Consider the following 24,282-nt stretch of genomic DNA (forward strand, 5'->3'; position numbering starts at 1 on the left):
AGCCCGTCCGGTGGCTCGGACGGGCAAGGCAAGGGTATTAAAGGTCTTTTCAGGGTTAATTCAGTGGCTTACAGATGGGTGCAGCGATTATTTATAGATAACCGCAGTACCGCTCAGTTTGTTGTTGGTGTTAGCGGAAGTAATGCTGTAGCCGGTCGCGCCAGCGGCTTCGGCTTTAGCAGCCAGTTTTGCTTCCAGACCATCTAAAGTGGTTGCGCCTTGCGCAGACACCACGCCGATCTTATTCATGCTTTCAGCCTGAGCGGGGGTAACCGGTTCGGCGGCAAAGGCGCCGAAGGAAAGAGCAGTCAGAGCGATGGCAGCGGCAGCATATTTGATGTTTTTCATAGTTAGTCTCTCGCAGGTTGTTCTGTTCAGGGGACGATGTTCCGTCGATGTGATAAGTATCACGCTTTTCTGCGGGAGATAAAATCGAAGTAAATTCACAGTCTTTATCGAATTTTTTGAATGATTAATAATTTACTGATTATTAATAAATTATTTCTCCTTCTTTTCGTCTGACGGCGAAGCGAGGAACACCGGCGCGCTTAAGGGCACATATTGCGACTTTTTCCGCCAAAAAGTGTGCGCGAAAAGATAATGCGAAAGGCTGTCATAAACGGTAAAGGAAAGTCAACGTAGCTGGCTATCCTTTGAGCCGCGACGATTATATCCTGAAAATGTATTGTTATGTAAATCTTTCTCCTGCTGGCACTTCACGCAGTATCTGACCCCTGGGATGGCCTGTCGCCGGGCCTCCGGAATCGGCTCTCCGCATTCATCACAAAATTTGTTGCTTTCGCCGCGCGGAAGCTCGCGGCGGGCGCGAGCCACCGCATCGTCAATAGTGCTGTCGATCTGATCCTGTACGGCGCCGTCGCCTGCCCAACCTGATGCCATCGTCTGCCTCCTGTAAAAGGTTATTGATAAATTATAGCTGAACCGTACAGCCGGTTACCGCTGCTGGCGGCATTGATCCGCCAGGCTATCGCCCCATGACGGTGGGCCTTATCCGCGAGGGCGGCCGCCAGGTCGTCCAGGGTGCTGGCGCCGAAGGCGGAGACGGTGCCGACAGGGCGGAGCGGCCCGTTATAGGGCAGTACGGGTGGCGGTGGCAGGGGAGAGGCCGCGGTGGCATGAGCGGTGAGCGCCGCGGCGAACAGCAGCGAGACGAATTTCATCAGCATATCCTCATAAACCGCATGGGACATAGCTTAAGTGTAGGTCTTTCCAGACCGCGCGACAGGGAATGTTTAATGCAAAACAGTGCGTTTTGCATGCTACCGGCGCAGGGGAGCGCTACTCTGGCCGGTAGATTATTTAGCGGGCGTCAGGGCGGATCATGTCAAAGCGCAGGCTGTCATCAATACCGTAATAGGCGCTCGGGCCACCGGCGCGCAGGATCGGTTGGGCGCGGGCGGTTTGATAGATACCGTTGTCCAGTAGTGATTCATCGATATGCACGGCGACCACTTCACCGAGCACCAGCCACGTATCGACAGGGTTGCCGTCGGCGGTGGTGAGTTGAATACACTGCGACAGACGGCACTCAAAGTTCACCGGACTCTCCGCGACCCGTGGAGCGCTGACCAGGCGGCTGGCGGCGGCGGTGAGGCCGGCGCGCACGAATTCGTCCTCATGGTGCGGAATCGAGGCTGACGTTTCATTCATCGCCATGGCCAGCGGTCGCGTCGCCAGGTTCCAGACGAACTCCTTTGTTTCGACGATATTTCGCACGCTGTCTTTCCAGCCGCTACTGGCGAAACCAATGATTGGCGGCCGATAGTTAAAGCAGTTAAAAAAGCTGTATGGCGCCAGATTACGCTGGCCCTCGGCGTCCTGGGAGGCGATCCAGCCTATCGGGCGAGGCCCGATTATCGCGTTCAGCGGGTCATGCGGCAGGCCGTGGCCCTGCGAAGGTTGATAAAAGTACATGCTGCACCTGTCACGGATAATGGAGATATCCAGACTCCCTTATTTACCGCGCCGCCGTCAACGGGTATCTTACGCGGCTGTTCAAAGGAGATTGTCATGAAAGCCCAGAAACCGGGGTTACACCCGCGTAACCGCCACCATCAACGCTACGACCTGCCCGCGCTCTGCCAGGCCCATCCTGACCTGCAGGGCTACATTACGCTCAATCCGCTGGGTGAGCAGACCATTGATTTTGCCAATCCNCAGGCGGTGAAGGCGTTGAATAAAGCGCTGCTGGCGCATTTCTACGCGGTCAAACACTGGGACATTCCTGACGGCTTTCTCTGTCCGCCGGTGCCTGGGCGGGCCGACTATATTCATCATCTGGCGGATCTGCTGGCCGGGGATAGCGGCGAGGTGCCGAAGGATGCCACGATCCTTGATATTGGCACCGGCGCCAACCTCATCTATCCCCTGATCGGCGCTCACGAGTATGGCTGGCGCTTTACCGGCAGTGAAATCAACCCGCAGGCGTTCGCCAGCGCGCAGGCGATTATCAATGGCAACCCGGGCTTGACCCGGCAGATCCGCCTGCGCCGGCAAAAAGAGAGCCAGGCTATCTTTCACGGCGTGATCCATAAAAACGAGACCTACGACGCCACGCTGTGTAATCCGCCGTTCCATGACTCCGCAGAGAGCGCCCGGGCGGGGGGCGAGCGCAAGCGCCGCAACCTCGGACTCGGCGCCGAAAGCGGCCTTAATTTTGGCGGTCAGCAGCAGGAGCTGTGGTGCGAAGGGGGCGAAGTAGCCTTTATCTCGCAGATGATCCGCGAAAGCCAGGCCTTCGCCCGCCAGGTGAAATGGTTTACCTCGCTGGTGTCGCGCGGCGATAATCTGCCGCCGCTCTACCGCCTGCTGACCGAGGTCGGCGCAGTGAAAGTGGTGAAAAAGGAGATGGCCCAGGGGCAAAAGCAAAGTCGCTTTATCGCCTGGAGCTTTATGGACGACGCCAAACGCCGTCGTCCATTCTAACGCTACTCGGCGGCCGGGCTGTCGGCGCCCGGCATCGGCAGCTGCTGCCAGGTCTGTACCGGCGCGCGAACCCCGGCGCGATCGAAGTGCTTTTTCACCTGGGTGTCGAGGGCAAAACGCACCGTCCACTGCTTCAGCGGCAGGGTAGTGAAGCTGACGCGTAGCGTAAAGGCGGTATTGCTCAGCCCCACCAGCCCGGCGAACGACGGTTCGCCAATGATCAGACCGCGGATCTCCTCCTGGGCCAGCAGATCGTCCACCGCCGCCTTCAGCGCCTGGCTGGCTTTATCCAGATCCTCATGGCGGTCAACGTCATAGTTAGCCACAACCGAGCCAATGCCGCGCACGAAGTTGGCAAAGGTGGTGATCGAGGACCAGGGAATAATGTGATAGGCGCCGGTATCCTGACGTACCCCCACGGAGCGAATCGACATTCGTTCCACGGTGCCGGTCAAAGGACCGATGGTGACCAGGTCGCCGGTGTTCATCCCGTTCTCGAACTGGATAAATATGCCAGTGATAATGTCTTTGACCAGGGTTTGCGCACCAAACGAAATGGCCAGCCCTAACGCCCCGGCGCCCGCCAGCAGCGGCGCAATGTTTACCCCAATTTCCGAGAGCAGGATCATCACCGTGATGGTGCTGATCACCACCGCCAGCGCGTTGCGAAACAGCGTCAGCAGCGTCCGGGCCCGCGCGCTGGGCAGCGGACGGCCATGAATATCCGATGCCAGCCGGTTTTCAATCAGGCTGGCCAGAACCGTCCAGCCGATGGCGGAGAAGAAGAGGATCAGGGCGATGCGGATCAGCACATCCACCGTTTTTTGCCCGGCATCGTTGTGTAGCCATTCCCGGAAGTCAAACAGGCCCCAGGCGCTCAACAGCAGCATGATGGCGACACAGACGGTGAGAATGCGCGCCGCCTTCAGCGAGGCGGAGATCCAGCCATTTAGCCGCTTTTGCAGTTCAGGGTAGTTGCGCTGGGTGGCGGGCGACAGGGTGATGGTTTTGGCTATCCAGCGCGACAGGATGCCAGATACCAGCGCCGCGCCGCCGATAATCGCCAGGCTTTGCAGGGTGGCGCCCATCATGAATTTCAGGCTGTTGCCCGGGTCGAACAGGGAAAAGAAAAAAAGCACCACAAAGTAGGCGCAGGCCAGCCAGTGCCAGACCAGCGCGAAGGCGCGGATAAACAGGCTAAAGAAAGCGAGTGAGTGGTCGGCCAGGTGGATCAACCCTTGAGTAATCACCGCTTTGTTATGAAAAATCAGGTACAGCGCCCACAGCGTAATGCACAGCATGATGACGACGTTAGCCAGTGCGCCAACCTGAACATTCACCTGATTGGAAATAATCGGCACCGCGACGATCAGACCGTAACCAATCAGGCTGCTGAGCGCGCTCAGGCGCAGGCTCCNGTATGACGCGGCCTCGTCGCTGAGGTTAAAGGGCCGCAGGGCAGGAATGCGCGGGCAGAAAATGAGCCGCAGAATAGCTTTAAAAAACTCGATCAGCGCGAAGGCGTTGAGGAAAAGGCTCTGCTGGAAGGCGATGGTAGGGTTATTCCCATTCAGGCGATCGCTTAGCAGCTGACCGACAAACAGGGTTAGCGCCAGCAGCAGCAGGTCGATGATAAACGCCCCGGCGATGGTCAGGGGCAGCTGAAGCCAGTTACCGCGATCGCGGTTTTTATGCCGTCCCCATTCGCCCATTTTGCGATACAGCGGCAGCGCCGCGAGGCGTACCAGCCACCAGAAGGCAAACACCAGCCCGGCCAGCAGTAAAAAATGCCAGGCCGCGCTGGTAAAGGTTTGCGGATTAAAGGGCTTATGCGGTGAGCCGGTGATATTGCGCCACAGCTGGGAAAAGCGTGATGAGAGCTGTTCGCCATATTCCCGGCTTATCTGGGTGACGTTCTCCAGTACCGTGGTCTCTTCTTTGACCGCCGGTGGCGTCAGCGTCGGGGTGCTGTCGGGCGGCGGCGTGGCGGCTGCTTTACGCAGCTGGTCAATGAGCTCCTGACGGGCGGAGTCGTTGGCCAGCACATCGGCCAGTGCGGCATAAGCCGCTCTTTTCTGTTCCACATCGGGTTCGCTGGCGCTGTTTTTATCAGTGTTAGCCGTCGGCACGCCGGGGAGGGTGGCGGCGGAAAGCGGGGCAGTAAACAGTGCAGCGAGCAAAAGCAGGATCCACGGCATGGGCACCTCCGTTGCAACGTAAACGGGTAAGTATAGAAGCCGCTGGCGGAAGGGGAGGGAAGAGGATTCTGGAAAAGCGGCTCTCATCGTGGGGGAGAGAGCCGTTGTGGGTCAGGCGACGTGTTGCAGGAATTCACGCAGGCGCGGGCTGGGCGGGTTCTTCACCAGCTCCTGGGGATTGCCGTCTTCAGCAATTCGTCCTTTGTCGATAAAGATTAGTCGCGAGGCCACTTTTTCGGCAAAGCCGATTTCGTGGGTCACAATCACCATCGTCATGCCCTCTTCCGCCAGGTCCTGCATCACCTTGAGCACTTCATGGCGCAGCTCCGGGTCGAGCGCGGAGGTCGGTTCATCAAACAGCATCATCTTCGGCTTCACCGCCAGCGCGCGGGCGATGGCCACACGCTGTTGCTGGCCGCCGGAGAGTTCGGACGGATAGTGATGCGCGCGCTCAGCCAGACCGACTTTCGCCAGCAGCTCTTTCGCCTGCTTCTCTGCCGCCTGCTTGCTGGCGCCGCGTACCCGCAGCGGGCCAAACATCACGTTTTCCAGCGCCGTGAGGTGCGGGAACAGATAAAACTGCTGGAAAACCATCCCGGCTTCCTGACGAATCAGACGTTCGTCCACCTTCGGGTCGTTGACCTTCAGACCATCGACAATCAGATCGCCGCTGGTGATCTCTTCCAGCTTATTGATGCAGCGCAGCATCGTTGATTTACCGGAACCGGAAGGGCCGATAATGACCACCACTTCACCCTGATTAATTTTCAGAGAGATATCGTGTAGCACCTGGGTCGGACCAAAGTGCTTGGAGACGTTTTTAAATTCAATCACAGGATTTTCATCCTTCTTTCAAGACGACGCAGAATAAAGCTCAGGACCAGGGTGATAATCAGGTAGATCACGGCTACAGCGCTCCAGATTTCCAGCGCGCGGAAGTTGCCCGCGATGATCTCCTGTCCCTGACGGGTCAGTTCGGCGACGCCGATGACGATGAACAGCGAGGTATCCTTGATGCTGATGATCCACTGGTTGCCCAGCGGCGGTAGCATGCGGCGCAGCGCCAGCGGCAGGATCACGTGGCGAATGGTTTCGCGACGCGACAGGCCAAGCGCCAGGCCCGCTTCGCGGAAGCCTTTATGTATGGAGAGCACCGCGCCGCGGGTGATTTCCGCGATATAGGCGCCCGAGTTTATCATGATGGTCACTACCGCCGCGGAGAAGGGGTCGATGCGCAGATCGCTAAAGGCCATCGGCAGCGCAAAGTAGATGAACATAACCTGCACCACAATCGGGGTGCCGCGAATGATTTCAATAAAGACCAGCGCGATGTGGTTGGCGATCCAGCCGCCGAAGCAGCGGGCGAAACCGGCCACCAGACCAATTATCAGACCGCCGGCCAGGCCGAGGACGGAAATCCACAGCGTCATTTTGGCGCCTTCCAGCAAAATCGGAATGGCAGGCCAGATGGCACTCCAGTCAAACTGCATAATACGTTCCTGTTACCGTGTCGAGAGCAGAGGAAAGCCTCCGCCAAAATACCGTCTCCCGCCGAGCCTGTGCCGGAAGACCGTTGTGGTGTCGCCGGACCTCGGTCCGGCGAAGTACGTTTTTATTATTTGGGTTCAGTGCCGAACCATTTTTTATAAATTTCGTTATAGGTACCATTGTCGCGCAGCGTTTTCAGCGCACCGTTCACTTTCTCACGCAGCTCGTCGCTGCCTTTCGGGAAGGCGATACCGTAGTTTTGCGCTTCCAGTGATTCGCCTACCGCTTTGAACTTACCGTTGCCCGCGGTTTTGATGAAGTACAGAATATTCGGCGTATCGTGCAGCACGGCATCCGCGCGACCGGTTCCCAGCTCCATATAGGCGTTATCGATGTTCGGGAACTGACGCAGATCTTTGGTTTTGATATTGGCTTTCGCGTAGTCAACGGAGCCGGTGCCGCTCTTCACCGCGACCACTTTACCGTTCAGATCTTTGACATCTTTGATGTCGTTATTATTGGCGTTGACCATCACCAGCAGGCCGCTTTTGTAGTAGCTGTCGGAGAAGTCGATCGCTTTTTTACGCTCGTCGGTAATGGTGATCCCCGCCAGCGCCAGATCGATATTTTTGGTTTGCAGCGCCGGGATAATGCCGCTGAAGTCCATTGGCTTCAGGGTGTAGTCGAGCTTCAGCTCTTTGGCGATAGCCGCCCACAGGTCAACGTCAAAACCCACATACTTATCGCCTTGCTTAAATTCGAACGGGACGAACGCCGTATCGGTGGCGACAACCAGGGTCTTATTGGCGGCATGGGAAGAAACCGCAAAAGCCAGGGTCAGTGCAGCCAGTGAAACTTTAAATACAGACTTCATAGCATTTCCTTTTATATCCACGGGACGATCCCCTGCGAGAACGACTAGCCTAATGAAAAAATCGTGCCACTTTTACAAGCTGTTGTTTTTCAACAAACGAAGCGTAAGTCGTTGCACAAGAACGATCATTTCAGGCAGTGACTGCACCATGATGGGGCGTCATTTTGGTGCGTCATAAGGGTGCTGAATTACCAGCCCATTTTTAGCGCAAACCCTGATGGGAAAACAATCTCGACGTAACGATTGTGTGAGGTGATTATTACAATCTTTTTACTTTTGCGCGCATTTTCATCAATCTGGTGCCCTGAAACGGTGCAAGGCCAGTGGAGGATGAAAAGCAAAGGATGGAATATAGGGCAGGGAGAAACGCTGAGGCGCCGCCGACCGCGCTGGGCCGGCGGCAAAGCCTTACTCGATGTTGGCTTCAATGAACCACAGGAATTTATCCAGATCGCGGGAAGCCGCGGTGAAGATATCTGCAGTGTCTTCGTCTTTTGCTTCGTCGATCGCCTTACGCACATCGTTCGCCACTACCGCGTAGCGGTCAGCCAGGGCTTTCAGGTGATCCTGAACGTGATGGATGTCCAGCGGGTAGCTCTGCAGCGGGGTTTTGCTGTTAATGACCTGAGTGGTACCCAGGGCGACGCCGCCCAGCTGCACCGCGCGCTCGGCCATGGTGTCCAGATGTTCGGTCAGCGCGGTACGGAAGCCATCCAGCATTTCGTGCACGGCGATAAAGTTCGCACCGCGCATATTCCAGTGTGCCTGCTTGGTGATAAGTGACAGGTCAATGAACTGGATCACCTGGCGATTCAACAGCTCAATGGTCGCTTTCTTTTCGCTGTCAGCGACATCGTTGCGGGTATAGACCAGATTAGACGCTTTTGATTTAACCAGTTTTGCGGTACTCATCGTTTCATATCCTCTTGATATTGATGCTCATCACACTTCAGATCTGAATGATGTGGAGCGTTGTCCCAAATGACTTCGGAAATAAGTATAGCAAGGGTTTTCAAGAGTGAGGCATCGGCAGGCTATATCACTCCGATAGCGCAAAGTGGTTGGTTATTTTAAAAATATTTAAATATCAGGTGTTTATATTCGGCTGAACGGCCCGGATTTCTCTCGGGCCGGCGCCGTAACAGAATGTTAATTGATATCGACCTGCTCGACTTTAGTCTGCCGTTGCATAGTCAGCGTGGCGCCCATCGAGGCGATAATGATCGCGCCGAGCGCCAGGGTCTGGGAGAGCTTCAGCGTTTCACCGAGGAAGATCATACCGGAGAGGGCAGCTAACGCTGGCTCAAGGCTCATCAGCGTGCCGAAGGTGCGCGTCGGCAAGCGCGTCAGGGCCATCATCTCGAGGGAGTAGGGCAGCGCGGTGGAGAGAATCGCGATCCCCAAACCCAGCGGCAGCAGCGACCACTGCCACAGCGTATCGGTGGCCTGCGCCATGCCTAACGGCACAAACACCAGCGAGGCGATGAGCGACCCCATCGCTACCGTGGCTGGACCATGCTCTTCACCGGCACGCTGTCCGGTCAGAATATAGACCGCCCAGCACGCCCCGGCGCCGAGGGCGAACAGCGCGCCGGTTAAATCGACCTGCGCCACGTTCTGCCCCAGCGGCAGAAGATACCATAGTCCGAGGATCGCCAGCGCCACCCAGACAAAATCCAGCGGGCGGCGCGAACCAAACAGCGCCACCGCCAGCGGGCCGGTAAACTCCAGGGCCACCGCCACGCCGAGCGGAATGCGCTGCAGGGATAAATAAAAGAGATAGTTCATCGCCCCGAGCGCCAGGCCGTACAGTAGCAGCGGCACGCGCTGCGCCGGGGAGAAACGTAGCCGCCATGGCTTGAACACCACCACCAGAATAAGCGTTCCCAGCGCCAGACGCAGGGCGGTGACGCCCGGGGCGCCGACCACCGGGAACAGCGATTTAGCAAGCGATGCGCCGCTTTGAATCGAGGTCATGGCGACTAAAATCACCAGTATCGGCAACCATGCCGCCGCTTTTCTGGATGGACCGGGCATCCTTTCTCCTGTCAGGTTTTGTCAAAAGGGGTAAAAGTTCCAGTGTACTGGAATTACCTGCCGGCGGTTGAGCTAATGTTGAAAAAAACAGGGGCAAAAACAGTACAATGGCGAAAACTGCTGAGAAATTCACCAGGCGGTTAGGATTAATCTGGATGCTTGCGAATTTCTTAATGAGCGTTAAGATGTAAGTTAACGCCAAAAATTGTTGTTTTCCATATTGTTACAGAAATATGGAAACTTTTGGTTACATGAAAAAGTATGTTAGACAATGTAAACTCCAAAGAGTTTCCCAAAAGTTTTTGATATATTTAAGGCTTAGGACTTATTAGAAACACATTTGAGGTGGTTATGAATAAAATTGCACGTCTTTCAGCACTGGCCGTTGTTCTGGCTGCATCCGTAGGTACCACTGCATTTGCTGCAACTTCTACCGTAACCGGCGGTTACGCGCAGAGCGACATGCAGGGTAAAGCGAACAAAGCTGGCGGTTTCAACCTGAAATACCGTTACGAGCAAGATAACAACCCGCTGGGCGTTATCGGTTCCTTCACCTACACCGAGAAGGATAACAACAGCAACGGTACTTACAACAAAGGTCAGTACTACGGCATCACCGCTGGTCCGGCTTACCGTCTGAACGACTGGGCAAGCATCTACGGCGTAGTGGGTGTTGGTTACGGTAAATTCCAGAACAACAACTACCCTCATAAATCCGATATGAGCGACTACGGTTTCTCCTACGGTGCTGGTCTGCAGTTCAACCCGATCGAAAACGTTGCTCTGGACTTCTCCTACGAGCAGTCTCGTATTCGTAACGTTGACGTCGGCACCTGGATTGCTGGCGTGGGTTACCGCTTCTAATCACTCCGGTGATATGAAAAATCCGCCTCTCGGGGCGGATTTTTTTTGCCTGCTGACGGCCGGCCCGGGCGACTGGCCGGGCCGGCGCGATTAATTGACTGTGAACTCATCGGTACCGAGGTGAGCGTAGTCCACCTTCTGCAGCTGGAAGTTGGTGATGTACACCGGACCGGCCTTTTGCTCAGAGATAAACCGATAGCGTGGGGTGATTTCCGCCGCCTGGATCCCGGTCCACTGGGAGAAGAAACTGAGGAAATCATTCGCCGAACGCTGCGCCTTAATCACTTTATGCGCTTTGTCATCGCTGGATAGCACCATAAACGGCACCTGGAAGTTCTGCTGGAACTTATCATCATGCGCCAGATACTGCACCTCTTTGCCCCGCTCCTTGAACGCCAGACCATGATCGGAAAAATAGGTCAGGGAAAAAGTGTCACCGGAATTTTGCAACTGATGATAAAGCTTAGCCAGCAGCGAATCGGTCTGCGTCATGCTGTAGAGGTAGCATGAGGTCTCTTTCGACTGAACGAAAACCGTGTATTTGCCCTTGGTCCGATCGCAGGCCTGTGGGTGAGAGCCCATCAGGTGCAGGACAATCAGCTGCGGCTGGGTACGCTGGGTTGAGAGCACCTGCTCGGTCAGCTTCAGCAACTGCTCGTCCTGGGTGTTTTTATTGGCTTCGAAATCGCCGTTTTTCAGGAACTGTACTTCATCCGCCCGTTTGGCGATGCTGGCGATAGCGGTGTCGTACTCGCCAATTTGCCCCTGGTTGGAGAACCACCAGGTCTGGAAACCGGCGCGGTTGGCGAGGGTGACAAAGTTATCCTGATACTGTGGTTTGCCATCGACCACCCGGTTAAGCGTCAGGCCGAGCGATTTCTGCGTTGAGCCGCTGGCGGCGATGTAATTGTTAAACAGATAACCGTTTACCGAGCTGGCAAACGGCGTGTTGTCCCAATGGCCACCGAAAGCGCCGAGGGCATCGCGGCGCGCGCTTTCACCGATCACCACCACATAGAGATGGTATTTTGGCTTTACCGCCAGCACGTGCCAGCTGTCTTTCATGCCAGCCAGCTGCGCCATCCGCGCCTGTTCGTCCAGCACCTCGTTGTTATTCACCACCACGTCTTTGACAAAACGAAAGGCCGGATAACCGGTGTCAATCACCTTGAATACACCGCCCCAGGCAAGGTTTTGCACCGGCTGGAGAAAGAAGATCCCGATGCTGAACAGCAGGCCCAGCGTATCCATTTTTCCCCAGCGTGATGGCTCAACGATCCTACGGCGAACCGCAATGACCCCGAGAGCGAAGATGAAGACCGCCAGCAGATAGTTGTACCACGGGAAGATGGTCAGGATTTCCGTAGACTCTTCCACGTTGGTGGCGTGCAGCGCCAGCAGAGTGTTGAAGTTGGGGGCACCGTAGGCCTGGCCAAAGGGATAGTACAGAGCCGCCAGCAGGGAATAGGCGCCGACCACCGCTTTCTGGACGCGCGGAAAGGCGCGCCAGAGCAGATGTAACACGCAGGTAAATGCCACGGTATAAAGCAGGCTAAATTCATAGCCCAGCGCCAGGTTAATTAACAGCGACTGTAAAAAGTAGAATCCCGTCCATGGGTTCAGTGCCAGTCGGCGGGCGACCAGCGTATCTTTCAGGGTGGTGACATTCATAGTAAACAATCAAAAAGAGGCCATGCGCATCCCCTGGCGTCAAGGGGTAAAACCTGCTGGACAGTGCGTGAAGAGGGTCTCTGCGAGCCGCGAATGTGGCAGGGCTGTGCAAAGATAGGGCTTGTAAATGGTAAGGTCAACCAGACATAACAGATTGTTTTGCGAGGGCGCTTACAAAACTTGAAAAAAGGTCAGGGAAACGGGGGGAACCGGTCATTTTACCGGCAGAAAATGACAGAAAAATGAAGCGGCGTACCGCGACGCCGCCTTAGGAATTGGGTTTGCCCTGCTGCGGTTTACCGTTGATCATCTCGCACAGCATACCGATCAGCATTAATCGTACTTTAAAGGGTGAATGGCTAAACACGTTTATGCACCTCTTGAATTCATTCATCTGCTCTCCTCCTGCCAGTTCGCTCCGTCATTCCCTGATGGATGTTTGCATTATATACAGATATAGCACAGGCTATATTTTATAGCTATGGCTAAAACGTTAATTTTTTGTGCTCTTGGCGCAATCCATTACAATGTGGATCTTTTTATACGATGCTTGACGCGTCACACGAATGAGGAAGCACAATGAACCGTCGCGCAGGTAAGCCAATAACAAAAAAAGTGACGCAGTTAGTGAATGTTGAAGAGCACGTGGAAGGGTTTCGCCAGGTGCGGGAAGCGCATCGCCGCGAGCTGATCGATGACTATGTGGAGCTGATCTCCGATCTGATCAACGAAGTGGGCGAGGCGCGCCAGGTGGATATGGCCGCGCGTCTTGGCGTTTCGCAACCTACGGTCGCTAAAATGCTCAAACGCCTGGCCAGCGTCGGTCTTATTGAACAGATCCCCTGGCGCGGGATCTTCTTAACCCCGGAAGGTGAGAAGCTAGCCCAGGAGAGCCGCGAGCGCCATCAAATCGTGGAGAACTTCCTGCTGGCGATCGGCGTCAGCGCGGAGATTGCCCGACGTGATGCGGAAGGGATGGAGCATCACGTGAGCGAAGAGACGCTGGCGATGTTCCTGAAATTTACCCAAACACAGGGATCTCAGGAAGCATGACTCTTCCCTTCGTCCAGTCGCTGCTGCGCGATCGTTTTCTCCATTTGCTGCTGATTATCGCCTGCGTGCTCAGCGCCATCGTGCCGTTTGTCCCGGCAAGCTGGCCGGCGGCCATTGACTGGCATACCATCGTCACGCTTAGCGGCCTGATGTTGTTGACTAAGGGGATCGAACTGAGCGGCTATTTTGACGTGCTGGGCCGAAAAATGGCCCGCCGCTTTGTGACTGAGCGCCAGCTGGCCATCTTTATGGTGCTGGCGGCGGCGCTGTTGTCTACCTTTCTTACCAACGACGTTGCGCTGTTTATTGTGGTGCCGTTGACGCTGACGCTAAAAAAATGGTGCGCCATCCCGGTGAACCGGCTGATTATTTTCGAAGCGTTGGCGGTGAACGCCGGTTCGCTGCTGACGCCGATCGGCAACCCGCAGAATATTTTGCTGTGGGGACGATCCGGCCTCTCTTTCTTCGGGTTTATCGGTCAGATGCTGCCTCTGGCAGCGGCGACGATGCTGACCCTGCTGGCGCTGTGCTGGTTCTGTTTTCCGGCGAAGCGGCTAAGTTACCAGAGCAGCGACAGGGCGCCGTCATGGCAACCTAAGCTCGTCTGGAGCTGTCTGGGACTGTATGTGGTGTTTCTGACGGCGCTGGAGATGAATCAGGCCCTGTGGGGGCTGGCGCTGGTGCTGCTGGGCTTCCTGGTGCTGGCCCGGGCGGTGATCGTCCATGTCGACTGGTCGCTGTTGCTGGTGTTTATGGTGATGTTTATTGACGTCCATCTGCTGACCCAGCTTCCGGCGCTGCACCAGGTGCTGAGCGGGGTGGGGACCCTCTCCGGCGGTGGACTGTGGCTGACCGCTATTGGCCTGTCGCAGGTGATCAGTAATGTGCCCTCGACTATTCTGTTGCTCAACTATGTCCCGCCGTCGATACTGCTCGCCTGGGCGGTTAACGTGGGCGGCTTTGGCCTGCTGCCGGGCTCGCTGGCCAATATTATCGCCCTGCGTATGGCCAGCGATCGGCGCATCTGGTGGCGCTTCCATCTCTACTCCATTCCAATGCTGCTATGGGCGGCACTCAGCGGCTACTGGCTCTTCAAACTCAGCGCCTGATCTAAACAGAATCGCGCCATCATTCACTTCGATCGCCAGGATCGCCTTTCGGGGCGATCTTTTTTTGTCCGGCTCACAGAAACCGATCCCGGCCTTTGCTTACCTTTTCACTTTCCGGTATATGACTAGTCATTACGTTTAAATGACTAGTCATATACCGAGGCGCAGCATGAAGAACAGACTACCGGCAGATTTTTTATGGGGAAATTCCGTCTCCAGCATGCAGACGGAGGGGGCGTGGAACGAGGGTGGCAAGGGGATGTCGGTGTATGATATCCGTCAACCGGCGGAGTTCGCCTCCGACTGGAAGGTGGCGACCGACTCTTATCATCGTTATCGGGAAGATTTCGATTTGATGCAGGATCTGGGCATGAACTGCTACCGTTTTCAGATCGCCTGGAGCCGGGTGTGCCCTGACGGAGATGGCGAATTCAATGAACAGGGGATTGCCTTCTACCATCAATTTATAGATGAACTGATCGCCCGCGGCATTGAGCCGATGATCTGCCTGTACCACTTCGATATGCCGCTGTCGCTGGCGGAGCGCTACAACGGTTTTACCGACCGCCGGGTGATGGACGCTTTTATCCGCTACGGCCAGAAGATGATCGCCTGCTATGGCCACAAGGTGAAATACTGGCTCACCTTTAATGAGCAGAATCTGTACCATTCGCCGGAAGCGTTTCTGATTTCCGGCTATCTGCAGGGGGAGAAGACCCTGCGCGAACTGTATCTGATCCAGCATCATGTGATGATGGCGCACGTCCATCTGACTCACTATCTGCACCAGACGAAGCCGCAGTGTCAGATGGGCGGAATGCTGGCTCACGCTCTGGTCTATCCGGCTACCTGCAAACCACGCGATATCCACTGCGCCCAGGAGCTGGATGAGTTCTTAAACCAGAACCTGCTGCGCGCCTACGCGGGTGAGGGTTATAGCCCGGAGGTGATGCATTTTGTCGCCGCGGAAGGGTTCGATGATATCTATCGTCCGGAGGATCTCGCCCTGATGGCGACGGTGAAGGTCGATTATCTGGCGTTCAGCTATTACGCCAGCCGCACATTGAACAGCGACGCGATCCCGCCGGGAACGGCGGTCAACAACTATATGCTGTTTGGCAACCAGGATAACCCGTTCCTGAAAGCGACGGAATGGAACTGGCAGATTGATCCGCTGGGCTTCCGGACGATCATCACTCGTTACTATAACGACTGGCGCCTGCCGGTGTTCCCGATTGAAAACGGCATCGGGGTGATTGAGTCCTGGGACGGCGAACATCCCATTGCCGACGATTACCGTATCGCTTACCATCGCGACCATATCAACGCCATGAAAGCGGCCATCTTTGAGGATGGGGCGCAGGTGATCGGCTATCTCGGCTGGGGATTAATCGATATCCTGAGCTCACAGGGCGATATGCGTAAGCGCTACGGCGTGGTGTACGTCAATCGCGAAAACCATGACCTCAAGGACCTGCGGCGGGTGCCGAAGAAGAGCTATGCATGGTTGAAGCAGGTGTTCCGCAGCAACGGCGAAGCGATGTAACGCAGCCCTGGCGGTCAGATGGTGTATCCAGCCTGCCAGCCACACACTGAATGGATAAGGACCGGGAAATGACGGCGAAGTATCTGCAAATCGCGCGGGAAATAAAAAAACGCATCATCAGCCAGCAGTATCCTGCCAGCGCGCCGCTACCCGACCAGTTTGCGCTGGCGGCGGAGTTCAGCACCAGCCGGATGACCATCCAGCAGGCGATGCGCCAGTTAATCGTCGAAGGGCTGATCTATACCCGTAAAGGGCAGGGCACCTTTGTGCGGAAAAATTTCCTTCAGCTGTCGCAGTGGGAGCTGCCCGGCAGCGACTATTTCGGCGCCACCAAAACCTGGGAGCATCTTGGCGAGGTGCAAAGCGAAGTGGTGCGCTTTGCGGTGCGCTTTCCCAGCGACAAGGAGCAAAGTTCGCTGCTTATCGACGCCGATGCCCCGGTGTATGACTTTGTTCGCCTGCGGCTGCTCAACGGCGAGCCGGTATCGCTGGATCTGACGGTCATGCCGGTGGGGCTGGTGCCGGGGTTAACCAAAAGCCATCTGGAAGGTTCCGTGTTTCGCTATGTGCAGGAGACGCTGGGGCTGAAGCTGATGGGATCTTACCGCGTGGTGCGGGCGATGAAGCCCGGGGAACTGGATAAACAGCATCTTCACTGCGAACCGACCGATCCGGTGCTGGAGGTGGAGCAGGTTATCTATCTGGAGGATGGCACGCCGCTGGAGTACGCCCACTGCCATTATCGCTACGATCACGGCGGGATTATTCTGGTGAATAACGGCTAGGCCGGGGCTCCTGCTGGCNCTGCGCATAGCGGGGTTACGGCGTGGTAGGGTTTGGTAGCCCGGGCGAGCGTTAGCCGCCTCGAGGGAAAATGCCGANAAAAAAACGGCGGGCATCAGGCCCGCCGTTTTTCTTGTCAGCACAACTTAGTTCAGACGCACCGGCATACCGGAGCGGTTCTGGATAGCCTGCTCAACCACGTTCTGATCGACATCAGACTGGCTGGTAACTGCCTGTACCGGCTGAGTCAGGGTGATCGGCACGATCTCGCCGCCCTGGAACTGCGCTTCGGTGGTCGACAGCGGGTTGTGCACCTCGATGTAACGGCTGCCGTCCGGCTCGGTGGTCGCTTTTACCGGCTCATCGATAAACTGTACGCGGGTGCCGACCGGCACGTTCTCAAACAGGAATTTGATGTCATCGTTACGCAGACGCACGCAGCCGTGGCTCACGCGCAGGCCGATACCGAAGTTAGCGTTGGTGCCGTGGATGGCGTACAGACGGCCGATATACAGCGCGTACAGCCCCATCGGGTTATCCGGACCGGCCGGTACGACGGCGGGCAGCGGGTTGCCGGCGGCGGCGTATTCAGCATGCATTTTGGCGGTCGGTGTCCAGGTCGGGCCGGCCTTCTTGCGTTCGACTTTGGTGGTCCAGTTGATCGGCGTATCTTTACCTAACTGGCCGATGCCGATCGGCAGAACGATCACGGTATTGGTGCCTTTCGGGTAGTAGTACAGACGCATTTCCGCGCTGTTGATAATGATCCCTTCATGCACGGTATCCGGCAGAATCAGCTGCTGAGGGATGTTCAGGACGCTACCGCCCTTCGGCAGGTAAGTATCCACCCCCGGGTTGGCTTCCAGCATGTTGGAAAGCCCCATCTGATATTTCGCCGCGAAGTATTCCAGCGGCTGTTTGTTATCATCCGGAATGGTAATGACCTGATTCTGACCAACCAAACGGCTGCCATCGGTTGGCAAAGGATAGGTGACAGCAGACGCTGTATTGCAAAAGCCTACGATGGCGAAGGCTGCCGCTAAGAGTGTAGATAATTTCATAGTCTTTAATGTCGTGTGCGAAATCAACGCCACACAGGCCTTTGTTAATGATTGAGACAGTAGATGGGAGCGCATTATATGTGCATTCCGCTGAACAGGTAAATCAGATGTGTACGAAATCACATTTTTTTCCCTGTCGCCTCGGCTGCCGCGGTCCGGCAGGCGGCCGAAGCATCGCTCGCCGCGCGGGTAAAGGGCGGTTACTCTTCCAGCAGCCGGGCCTTCAGCGCGGCGCGAACCGGCGCGGTAAGCTGGTACTCTGCCGCCAGCCAGGCGTCGACGGTGCCATAGCGCTGGTGAATAGCCGACAGCGCGGCGGCGAGATAGGACTCTTTTACCGTCAGAATATCCGCCAGGCTTTGGCGCCCCTGGGCAGTGAGGTCGTTGCCGAGCAGCTCCAACATCCAGGCCTCCACCTGCGTCAGCATGCCGTGGGTAAGGAGATACTCCTCCATCACCGTTTCGCTGTCGCAGCCGACGGCGAACAGCGTTAACGCGCAGCCGACGCCGGTGCGATCTTTGCCGACCGCGCAGTGTTGCAGTAAAGCGCCTTCAAAAGGCGTGGTCAGCCAGGCGGCGAGCTGGCGATAGGCCGGGTTGTTAAACGGCAGCTGGCGGTAGAGTTGCAGCATAAACTGCTCGCCGTTCAGCGCGTTAAGGGTGGCGGCATTCAGTTCGGTGACCTTCGCATTAACCTCGCTCACCGGCGGATTGGCCGGCGCGTTAAGATAATAGGTAAGCGGGCTAAGCTTGTCCGGAGTACGGGCTACCTCTCCGGGGTCGCGATAGTCGAGCACCCGGCTGAGCGGCAAAGTATCGAGGTGGTTGAGATCCTCCGCCGTTAACCGGTTTAGCGCGCCGGATCGCAATAGCTTGCCGCTGCGGACGCGGCGTCCATCGGCGGCAAGCTGGCCGCCCAGGTCGCGAAAATTGATGCCGCCCTGCAGGGATAAAAAAGCCGGGTGTCGCGATAGGCTGCTGGTCATGGGACTCCTTATAAATACGTACAGAATAACCGTTTGAGCGCGGGTTTCCGGCTCGTCTGACAAAGACCTTAGCACAAGCGCCGCGGTGGAATTTACCGCAGGCCGTGAAAAGTGTGTCATTTGCTGGCATAATGTCTGCTGTATCACACCCCTCATACTCTTTTTTCAGGATATCCCCGTGCTAGTATCCAGCAACGTTACCATGCAGTTTGGCAGTAAGCCGCTGTTCGAAAATATCTCCGTTAAATTTGGCGGCGGCAACCGTTATGGTCTGATCGGCGCCAACGGCAGCGGTAAATCGACCTTTATGAAGATCCTCGGCGGCGATCTCGAACCGACGCTGGGCAACGTTTCTCTCGACCCGAACGAGCGCATCGGTAAGCTGCGTCAGGATCAGTTCGCCTTTGAAGCGTTCACCGTGCTGGATACGGTCATCATGGGCCACGGCGAGCTGTGGGAAGTGAAGCAGGAGCGCGATCGTATCTACGCCCTCGCTGAGATGAGCGAAGAAGATGGCTACAAAGTGGCCGACCTGGAAGTCAAATATGGCGAAATGGACGGCTACTCGGCGGAAGCGCGCGCCGGCGAACTGCTGCTCGGCGTCGGCATTCCGGTTGAACAGCATTATGGCCCGATGAGCGAAGTCGCGCCGGGCTGGAAGCTGCGTGTCCTGCTGGCGCAGGCGCTGTTTTCCAATCCGGATATCCTGCTGCTCGATGAACCGACCAACAACCTGGACATCGACACCATTCGCTGGCTGGAGCAGACGCTGAACGATCGCGACAGCACCATGATTATCATTTCGCACGACCGTCACTTCCTGAACATGGTCTGCACCCACATGGCGGATCTCGACTACGGCGAGCTGCGCGTGTATCCGGGCAACTACGACGAATACATGACCGCGGCCACCCAGGCGCGTGAGCGTCTGCTGGCGGACAACGCCAAGAAAAAAGCGCAGATTGCGGACCTGCAGTCCTTCGTTAGCCGCTTCAGCGCCAACGCCTCTAAATCGCGTCAGGCCACCTCGCGCGCGCGCCAGATTGACAAAATCAAGCTGGAAGAGGTTAAAGCCTCCAGCCGTCAGAACCCATTTATCCGCTTCGAGCNGGATAAGAAACTGTTCCGTAACGCGCTGGAAGTGGAAGCCCTTACCAAAGGCTTTGATGAAGGTCCGCTGTTCAAAAACGTCAACCTGCTGCTGGAAGTGGGCGAAAAGATCGCCATTCTGGGCGCCAACGGCGTGGGTAAATCCACCATGCTGAAAACCCTGGTAGGCGAACTGCAGCCGGACAACGGCAGCGTGAAATGGTCTGAAAACGCGCAAATCGGCTACTACGCGCAGGACCATGAGTACGAGTTCGAAAACGACCTGACGGTCTTCGAATGGATGAGCCAGTGGAAGCAGGAAGGCGACGACGAGCAGGCAGTACGCAGCATCCTCGGCCGTCTGCTGTTTAGCCAGGACGATATCAAAAAGCCGGCGAAGGTACTTTCCGGTGGCGAGAAAGGGCGCATGCTGTTCGGTAAGCTGATGATGCAGAAGCCAAACATCCTGGTGATGGACGAACCGACCAACCACCTGGATATGGAGTCGATTGAATCGCTGAACATGGCGCTGGAGATGTATCAGGGCACCCTGATCTTTGTCTCCCACGACCGTGAGTTTGTCAGCTCGCTGGCGACCCGCGTCCTGGAGATCACTCCGGACCGCGTGATCGACTTCAGCGGCAACTACGAAGACTACCTGCGCAGCAAAGGTATCGAGTAATCCCTGTCCGTTACCCGGGTAGCGGCTACGCCTTACCCGGGCGACACGCGGTGCCGTTTTTTTGTCGGGTGGCGGCTAACGCCTTACCCGACCTACGGTTCTTGCGACCTGCCTTTAATGTCTTCACCGCGCTGGCTGAAACTGCCGGCCTATGGTCAGAACCTCCACTCCGTTCCTTCAACGCCATTCACCAGCAGCTTACGCTTTTCTCCTACCGGTAATGACAGCTTCAGCGCTTTCCAAGCCGGGCGATAGTTGCCGCGGGCGTTGATATCCAGGTTTATGCTGCTGGCGCTGCAGGTCATTTCCCACTCCAGCCATAGCGCATCCCCCTGTTTATAGCCCCAGCTTTCGCCGTCGTCTTCAAACAGCAGACCGCGGGTTGAGCCGGTACCTTTCAGCGGGAACAGCTGCAGTTCGCGACGATCGTCTTTTTGCGCATCGACATGGCTGATACGTTCACTAAGCGGCAGACCAGCGCCGGCGCGGACCAACAGCGGCAGTTTTTCCAGCGGCGCGTCCAGCGTCACCCACTGGCCGCCGGCGAACCACTGATGGCTGTAGAAATCGTACCAACCGGCCTGATTATCCGGCAGCCATACTTCACGCTGGCGGGCGCCCGGCTCGACCACGCTGGCCACCAGCAGGTCGCGGCCCAGCAGGAAGTCATCGCATTCGGCGAAGGTCTGCGCATCGTGCTGGTGATCGAGGAAGGTCGGGCGGAGCATCGGCTCATCATCAGCATGCGCCTGCCATAGCAGAGTGTACAGATAGGGCAACAGGCGGTAGCGCAGCTCAATGGCTGAGCGGATCGCCGGGGTGATTTCCGGGTACATCCATGCTTCGTTTACCGTCTGGTCGTCATTCCACGAGTGAATGGTAAAGCGCGGATGCATGACGCCATTTTGTACCCAGCGCACAAACAGTTCCGGCTCGGGTTTATCGCCGGAGAAACCGCCGACGTCGTGGCCGACGTTAAACAGCCCGGAAAGGCTCATCCCCAGGCCCATGCGGATGTTATAGCGCAGCGTATCCCAGTTGGTGCGGTTGTCGCCGCTCCAGGTCTGTACGTAGCGCTGCATCCCGGCGCAGCCGGAGCGGGAGATCAGATATGGGCGCTTTTGCGGCGCAAAGCGCTGCTGGGCTTCTAGCGAGGCGCGCATCATCAACAGCGGCATCACCGGGCGAATATGTTTGATGGCGATTTCGCGGCCAAAGCCGTAGCAGCGGGCTTCGCCGTCCCATACTTCGTATTCGTTATTATCGTTCCAGGTCGAATCGATGCCCATCTCCAGTAGCTGGGTGGTCACGCCTTCCTGCCACCAGGCCACGGTTTGCGGATTGGTGAAATCGAGATGCGACCCTTCATCATCCCAGAAGCTGGAACGCTCCGGAGCGTCAGTTTGCGAATCGCGAATGAAGAGACCGCGCTCCGCCACCTCGCCGTAGCGCGGGTGATCCTGCAGCAGGCACGGTTTGATATTGGCGGCCAGCTTCAACCCGGCATCGTGAAACGACTGGCTCATCACTTTGGGCTGCGGCACCTTGTCGTAGTTCCAGTTAAAGACGTAGCGCTTGCCGTTGATTGAGGTATAGCCGGAAGAGAGCTGGAACGAATCGCAGGGGATCGCGTGCTGTTCGCACAGGCGGATAAAGTTCATCAGCTGATTTTGCGCATCCGGCGCGTCGGTATAGTGCATGGTGGAGCCGCTGTAGCCGAGGCTCCATTTGGGTCCAAACAGCGTTTTACCGGTCAGGCGAACGAAGGCTTTGGTCACATCCAGCACCTGCTTACCGGTAAACAGGTAATAATCGATGTCACCGGCTTCCGCCTGCCAGCGGCGATAGGCGGTGTGGTAGTTGTCGATCTCGTTCCCCAGATCCAGCCAGCAGCTGCTCAGGTTGTCATAGAACAGGCCGTAGCTGATATCGCTGCGCTGGGTGATGGTGAACGGAATATGTTTATACAGCGGGTCAGTGCTGACGGCGTTGTAGCCCATGGCATCGAGGTTACGCATCTCATAGCGTTTACCGGTGCGCTGCAGGTCGCCGGCCTTTTCGCCCAGGCCGTAAAAACGCTCGTCTTTGCGGCGGCTCAGATAATGGGCGACGCCGTCGCCGTGGGCATTCGCCAGGTAGGCGCTGGTCGGACGGTCATTGGCAAGCGGCTGCCATTCGCCGGCCTCGTCGCGATAGCTCCACTCCAGCCACAGCGGCTGGTGAACGGTGACGCGCAGCTGGCGGGTGGCGATAGTCAGCGTATCGCCCTCCTGGGCCAGCTGCCAGGCCGGGAGACTAAAACCGCTGAGGTCATCCCGGGCGCGGCCTTCCCACGGCACATCCTGCTGCGGAGCGATGCTCCAGGTGCGATCCAGCGCCAGCTGGCCCTGGCGTTTTAGCAGGACGCGGAACAAATTCTCTTCCAGTACGTACAGGCACAGGGTGTGCTGGCCATCGACCGTCAGTTCAACGTGATGCTCCAGCTGTTGATGCAAACTCCAGTGTTTCAGCGTCTTCATATCTTACATCCACTCTCAGGCGCGCTTGGCGCGACGTTCAGCAATAAATGCCACCAGGAAAACGGCGCCAATCAGGTCAAAGAAACCCATGGCGATAAATAGCGGGTTGAAGCCGATTTTGTCGGCGGTCACCCCGATTAATAACGAGAACAAGAAGCTGGCGATCCACGCTGCGGAGCCGCGCATACCGTTGACCGTCGCCATTTGTCCCTTGTCGAAAGACTCCACCACCAGCGCGCTGAGCATGCAGGAGATGATCTGATGGCCGAAGCCGCCAATGGAGATCAGGATGATGGTGATATAGGGATCGCGGGTGATGGCGACGAGGGCCAGGGAGAGCATCAGGAACGCGCCGGTTACCGAGCTGGCGATCACCGAGTTCACTCGCGTACAGCCGAACCAGCGAACATACAGGCGGGTGAGGTAGCCGCTGACCACGCTGCCGAGATCGGCGGCGAGAAACGGCAGCCAGGCAAACATGGCGATCTGCTTCAAATCCATGCCGTGCTCTTTCGCCAGGTACAGCGGCACCCAGAAACTCAGCACCGCCCAGGCGGGCTCGGCCATAAAGGCGGGAATGGCGATCCCGTAGAAACGTTTATTTTTCGAGACGGTTTTGAGCGCGGTAAAGAAGGGCTGTTTTACCGGCGGGGCTTCGTTATCCTGTTTGATGTACTCCAGCTCGCTTTTGCTGAGATTGGGGTGCTTTTCCGGGGTCTGATAGAAGGCCCACCATAGTACTACCCACAGTAGCGCCAGCGCGCCGGTAAACATAAACGCCCCTTGCCAGCCGAAGGAGGCGTGAGCGAAGTAGATGATCGGCGGGGCCAGCATCGCGCCGATGGAGAACCCAACGCCAGCCCAGCCGGCGGCAATCGGGCGTTCAGATTTCGGAAACCATTCGCCGATGGTTTTGGCGTTGGCCGGAGTAGCGGCCGCCTCGGCCCCACCCATAAAGAAGCGCAACATAGCCAGGTGCAGCCAGCTACCGGCCCCGGCGTGGGCGATACAGGCCAGCGCCCACAGGGTGGCGCAGATCATAAAGCCAAGCTTCAGGCCGATGACGTCGATAAGCCAGCCGCACAGCGGCTGGAAAATCGTGTAAGCCAGCTGAAACGCGCCGACGATCCACGAGTATTGTTCGGTAGTAATGCCGAGGGTCGCTTTCAGTTCCGGCGCGATAATTCCCAGCGAGTTGCGTGTGATGTAGTTGACGGTAACGCCAAGTAAAAACAGGACCAGCACCCACCAGCGCAGGTTTTTCACTACCCGGCGCGTTTTGCTGACGGCGATATCATTGTTGAGGCCTTGACTCATAGCACACTCCACAAGACGTTTGTANNNGAAAGTGACGGCCTCTTTCCCTGAGTGGTCAC

The 24,282-nt window shown here is 56.8% G+C and carries 22 protein-coding genes and 1 pseudogene; 7 read left to right on the top strand and 16 right to left on the bottom strand.

All coding sequences use genetic code 11. The features are described from left to right. Positions 1-87: 87 nt before the first annotated feature. The 4 genes from ybiJ to VZP09_RS04300 form a co-directional block, all read right to left on the bottom strand. A complete protein-coding gene (gene ybiJ / locus VZP09_RS04285; protein ID WP_004176772.1) occupies positions 88-348 on the bottom strand; it encodes a DUF1471 family protein YbiJ in 261 nt (86 codons plus the stop codon). A 285-nt stretch (positions 349-633) separates the two neighbouring features. Beyond that, entirely contained in the window at positions 634-900 is a 267-nt protein-coding gene (locus VZP09_RS04290) for a DksA/TraR family C4-type zinc finger protein (RefSeq protein ID WP_002895824.1), read from the bottom strand. Between the two features lie 20 nt (positions 901-920). Continuing rightward, on the bottom strand, positions 921-1,181 hold the full coding sequence (locus VZP09_RS04295; protein ID WP_004183485.1) for a YdgH/BhsA/McbA-like domain containing protein: 261 nt from the start codon (positions 1,179-1,181) through the stop codon (positions 921-923). Between the two features lie 139 nt (positions 1,182-1,320). Then, positions 1,321-1,935, bottom strand: coding sequence for a flavin reductase family protein (locus VZP09_RS04300; protein ID WP_002895828.1), 615 nt, complete (start codon positions 1,933-1,935; stop codon positions 1,321-1,323). Positions 1,936-2,031: 96 nt separating this feature from the next. On the opposite strand from VZP09_RS04300, the gene rlmF reads away from it, so the two are divergent. Next, positions 2,032-2,946: a 23S rRNA (adenine(1618)-N(6))-methyltransferase RlmF gene (gene rlmF, locus VZP09_RS04305; protein WP_002895831.1), complete on the top strand. Its 915-nt coding sequence runs from the start codon at positions 2,032-2,034 to the stop codon at positions 2,944-2,946. 2 nt (positions 2,947-2,948) lie between these two features. Here rlmF and ybiO read toward each other — a convergent pair whose 3' ends face one another. From ybiO to rhtA, 6 genes are all read right to left on the bottom strand, one after another. Continuing rightward, positions 2,949-5,144 carry a mechanosensitive channel protein gene (gene ybiO, locus VZP09_RS04310; RefSeq protein ID WP_328794919.1) on the bottom strand — a complete coding sequence of 732 codons (2,196 nt, stop codon included), beginning with the start codon at positions 5,142-5,144 and terminating at the stop codon, positions 2,949-2,951. 111 nt (positions 5,145-5,255) lie between these two features. Then, entirely contained in the window at positions 5,256-5,978 is a 723-nt protein-coding gene (gene glnQ, locus VZP09_RS04315; RefSeq protein ID WP_004142040.1) for a glutamine ABC transporter ATP-binding protein GlnQ, read from the bottom strand. Next, positions 5,975-6,634 carry a glutamine ABC transporter permease GlnP gene (gene glnP, locus VZP09_RS04320; RefSeq protein ID WP_002895837.1) on the bottom strand — a complete coding sequence of 220 codons (660 nt, stop codon included), beginning with the start codon at positions 6,632-6,634 and terminating at the stop codon, positions 5,975-5,977. Before glnP ends, glnQ begins: the two co-directional genes overlap by 4 nt. Positions 6,635-6,759: 125 nt before the next feature. Continuing rightward, entirely contained in the window at positions 6,760-7,506 is a 747-nt protein-coding gene (gene glnH / locus VZP09_RS04325; protein ID WP_328794920.1) for a glutamine ABC transporter substrate-binding protein GlnH, read from the bottom strand. Positions 7,507-7,914: 408 nt separating this feature from the next. After that, positions 7,915-8,418, bottom strand: coding sequence for a DNA starvation/stationary phase protection protein Dps (gene dps / locus VZP09_RS04330; RefSeq protein WP_002895841.1), 504 nt, complete (start codon positions 8,416-8,418; stop codon positions 7,915-7,917). A gap of 237 nt (positions 8,419-8,655) precedes the next feature. Further along, complete coding sequence (gene rhtA / locus VZP09_RS04335) at positions 8,656-9,543, bottom strand: threonine/homoserine exporter RhtA (RefSeq protein ID WP_032411096.1); 888 nt, start codon at positions 9,541-9,543, stop codon at positions 8,656-8,658. 351 nt (positions 9,544-9,894) lie between these two features. On the opposite strand from rhtA, the gene ompX reads away from it, so the two are divergent. Next, positions 9,895-10,407 (top strand): outer membrane protein OmpX, encoded by a 513-nt coding sequence (gene ompX, locus VZP09_RS04340; protein ID WP_002895845.1) that lies wholly within the window; start codon positions 9,895-9,897, stop codon positions 10,405-10,407. Positions 10,408-10,497: 90 nt separating this feature from the next. Here the strand turns inward: ompX and VZP09_RS04345 are convergent, their stop codons facing one another. After that, the gene (locus VZP09_RS04345) at positions 10,498-12,078 is read right to left on the bottom strand and encodes a phosphoethanolamine transferase (RefSeq protein ID WP_002895847.1); all 1,581 of its coding nucleotides are present in this window, start codon (positions 12,076-12,078) and stop codon (positions 10,498-10,500) included. A gap of 268 nt (positions 12,079-12,346) precedes the next feature. Continuing rightward, positions 12,347-12,472 carry a manganase accumulation protein MntS gene (mntS, locus tag VZP09_RS04350; RefSeq protein ID WP_002895851.1) on the bottom strand — a complete coding sequence of 42 codons (126 nt, stop codon included), beginning with the start codon at positions 12,470-12,472 and terminating at the stop codon, positions 12,347-12,349. Positions 12,473-12,657: 185 nt separating this feature from the next. Between mntS and mntR the strand changes: the two genes are divergently transcribed. The 4 genes from mntR (at position 12,658) to VZP09_RS04370 (ending at position 16,571) form a co-directional block, all read left to right on the top strand. Next, entirely contained in the window at positions 12,658-13,131 is a 474-nt protein-coding gene (mntR, locus tag VZP09_RS04355) for a manganese-binding transcriptional regulator MntR (protein ID WP_004183487.1), read from the top strand. Beyond that, on the top strand, positions 13,128-14,240 hold the full coding sequence (locus VZP09_RS04360) for an anion transporter (protein ID WP_032414716.1): 1,113 nt from the start codon (positions 13,128-13,130) through the stop codon (positions 14,238-14,240). Before mntR ends, VZP09_RS04360 begins: the two co-directional genes overlap by 4 nt. 169 nt (positions 14,241-14,409) lie before the next feature. Beyond that, complete coding sequence (locus VZP09_RS04365; protein ID WP_032438608.1) at positions 14,410-15,786, top strand: glycoside hydrolase family 1 protein; 1,377 nt, start codon at positions 14,410-14,412, stop codon at positions 15,784-15,786. A gap of 68 nt (positions 15,787-15,854) precedes the next feature. Further along, a complete protein-coding gene (locus tag VZP09_RS04370; protein ID WP_004151705.1) occupies positions 15,855-16,571 on the top strand; it encodes a GntR family transcriptional regulator in 717 nt (238 codons plus the stop codon). A 144-nt stretch (positions 16,572-16,715) separates the two neighbouring features. Here the strand turns inward: VZP09_RS04370 and ldtB are convergent, their stop codons facing one another. Continuing rightward, positions 16,716-17,630, bottom strand: coding sequence for a L,D-transpeptidase (ldtB, locus tag VZP09_RS04375; protein WP_002895871.1), 915 nt, complete (start codon positions 17,628-17,630; stop codon positions 16,716-16,718). A gap of 200 nt (positions 17,631-17,830) precedes the next feature. Next, a pseudogene (locus tag VZP09_RS04380) lies at positions 17,831-18,746 on the bottom strand (tyrosine-protein phosphatase). A gap of 48 nt (positions 18,747-18,794) precedes the next feature. On the opposite strand from VZP09_RS04380, the gene VZP09_RS04385 reads away from it, so the two are divergent. Beyond that, entirely contained in the window at positions 18,795-20,387 is a 1,593-nt protein-coding gene (locus VZP09_RS04385) for an ABC-F family ATPase (RefSeq protein WP_328794921.1), read from the top strand. A gap of 155 nt (positions 20,388-20,542) precedes the next feature. On the opposite strand, the gene VZP09_RS04390 is transcribed toward VZP09_RS04385, so the two are convergent. Together VZP09_RS04390 and VZP09_RS04395 are read right to left on the bottom strand one after the other, a co-directional pair. Continuing rightward, positions 20,543-22,906, bottom strand: a complete 2,364-nt coding sequence (locus VZP09_RS04390; RefSeq protein ID WP_002895882.1) for a glycoside hydrolase family 31 protein — start codon at positions 22,904-22,906, stop codon at positions 20,543-20,545. A 15-nt stretch (positions 22,907-22,921) separates the two neighbouring features. Beyond that, positions 22,922-24,223, bottom strand: coding sequence for an MFS transporter (locus VZP09_RS04395; RefSeq protein ID WP_002895884.1), 1,302 nt, complete (start codon positions 24,221-24,223; stop codon positions 22,922-22,924). Positions 24,224-24,282: the final 59 nt, after the last annotated feature.

The sequence above is a fragment of the Klebsiella sp. EMBS2024 genome (genome assembly GCF_036233805.1).
Classification (GTDB): domain Bacteria; phylum Pseudomonadota; class Gammaproteobacteria; order Enterobacterales; family Enterobacteriaceae; genus Klebsiella; species Klebsiella pneumoniae.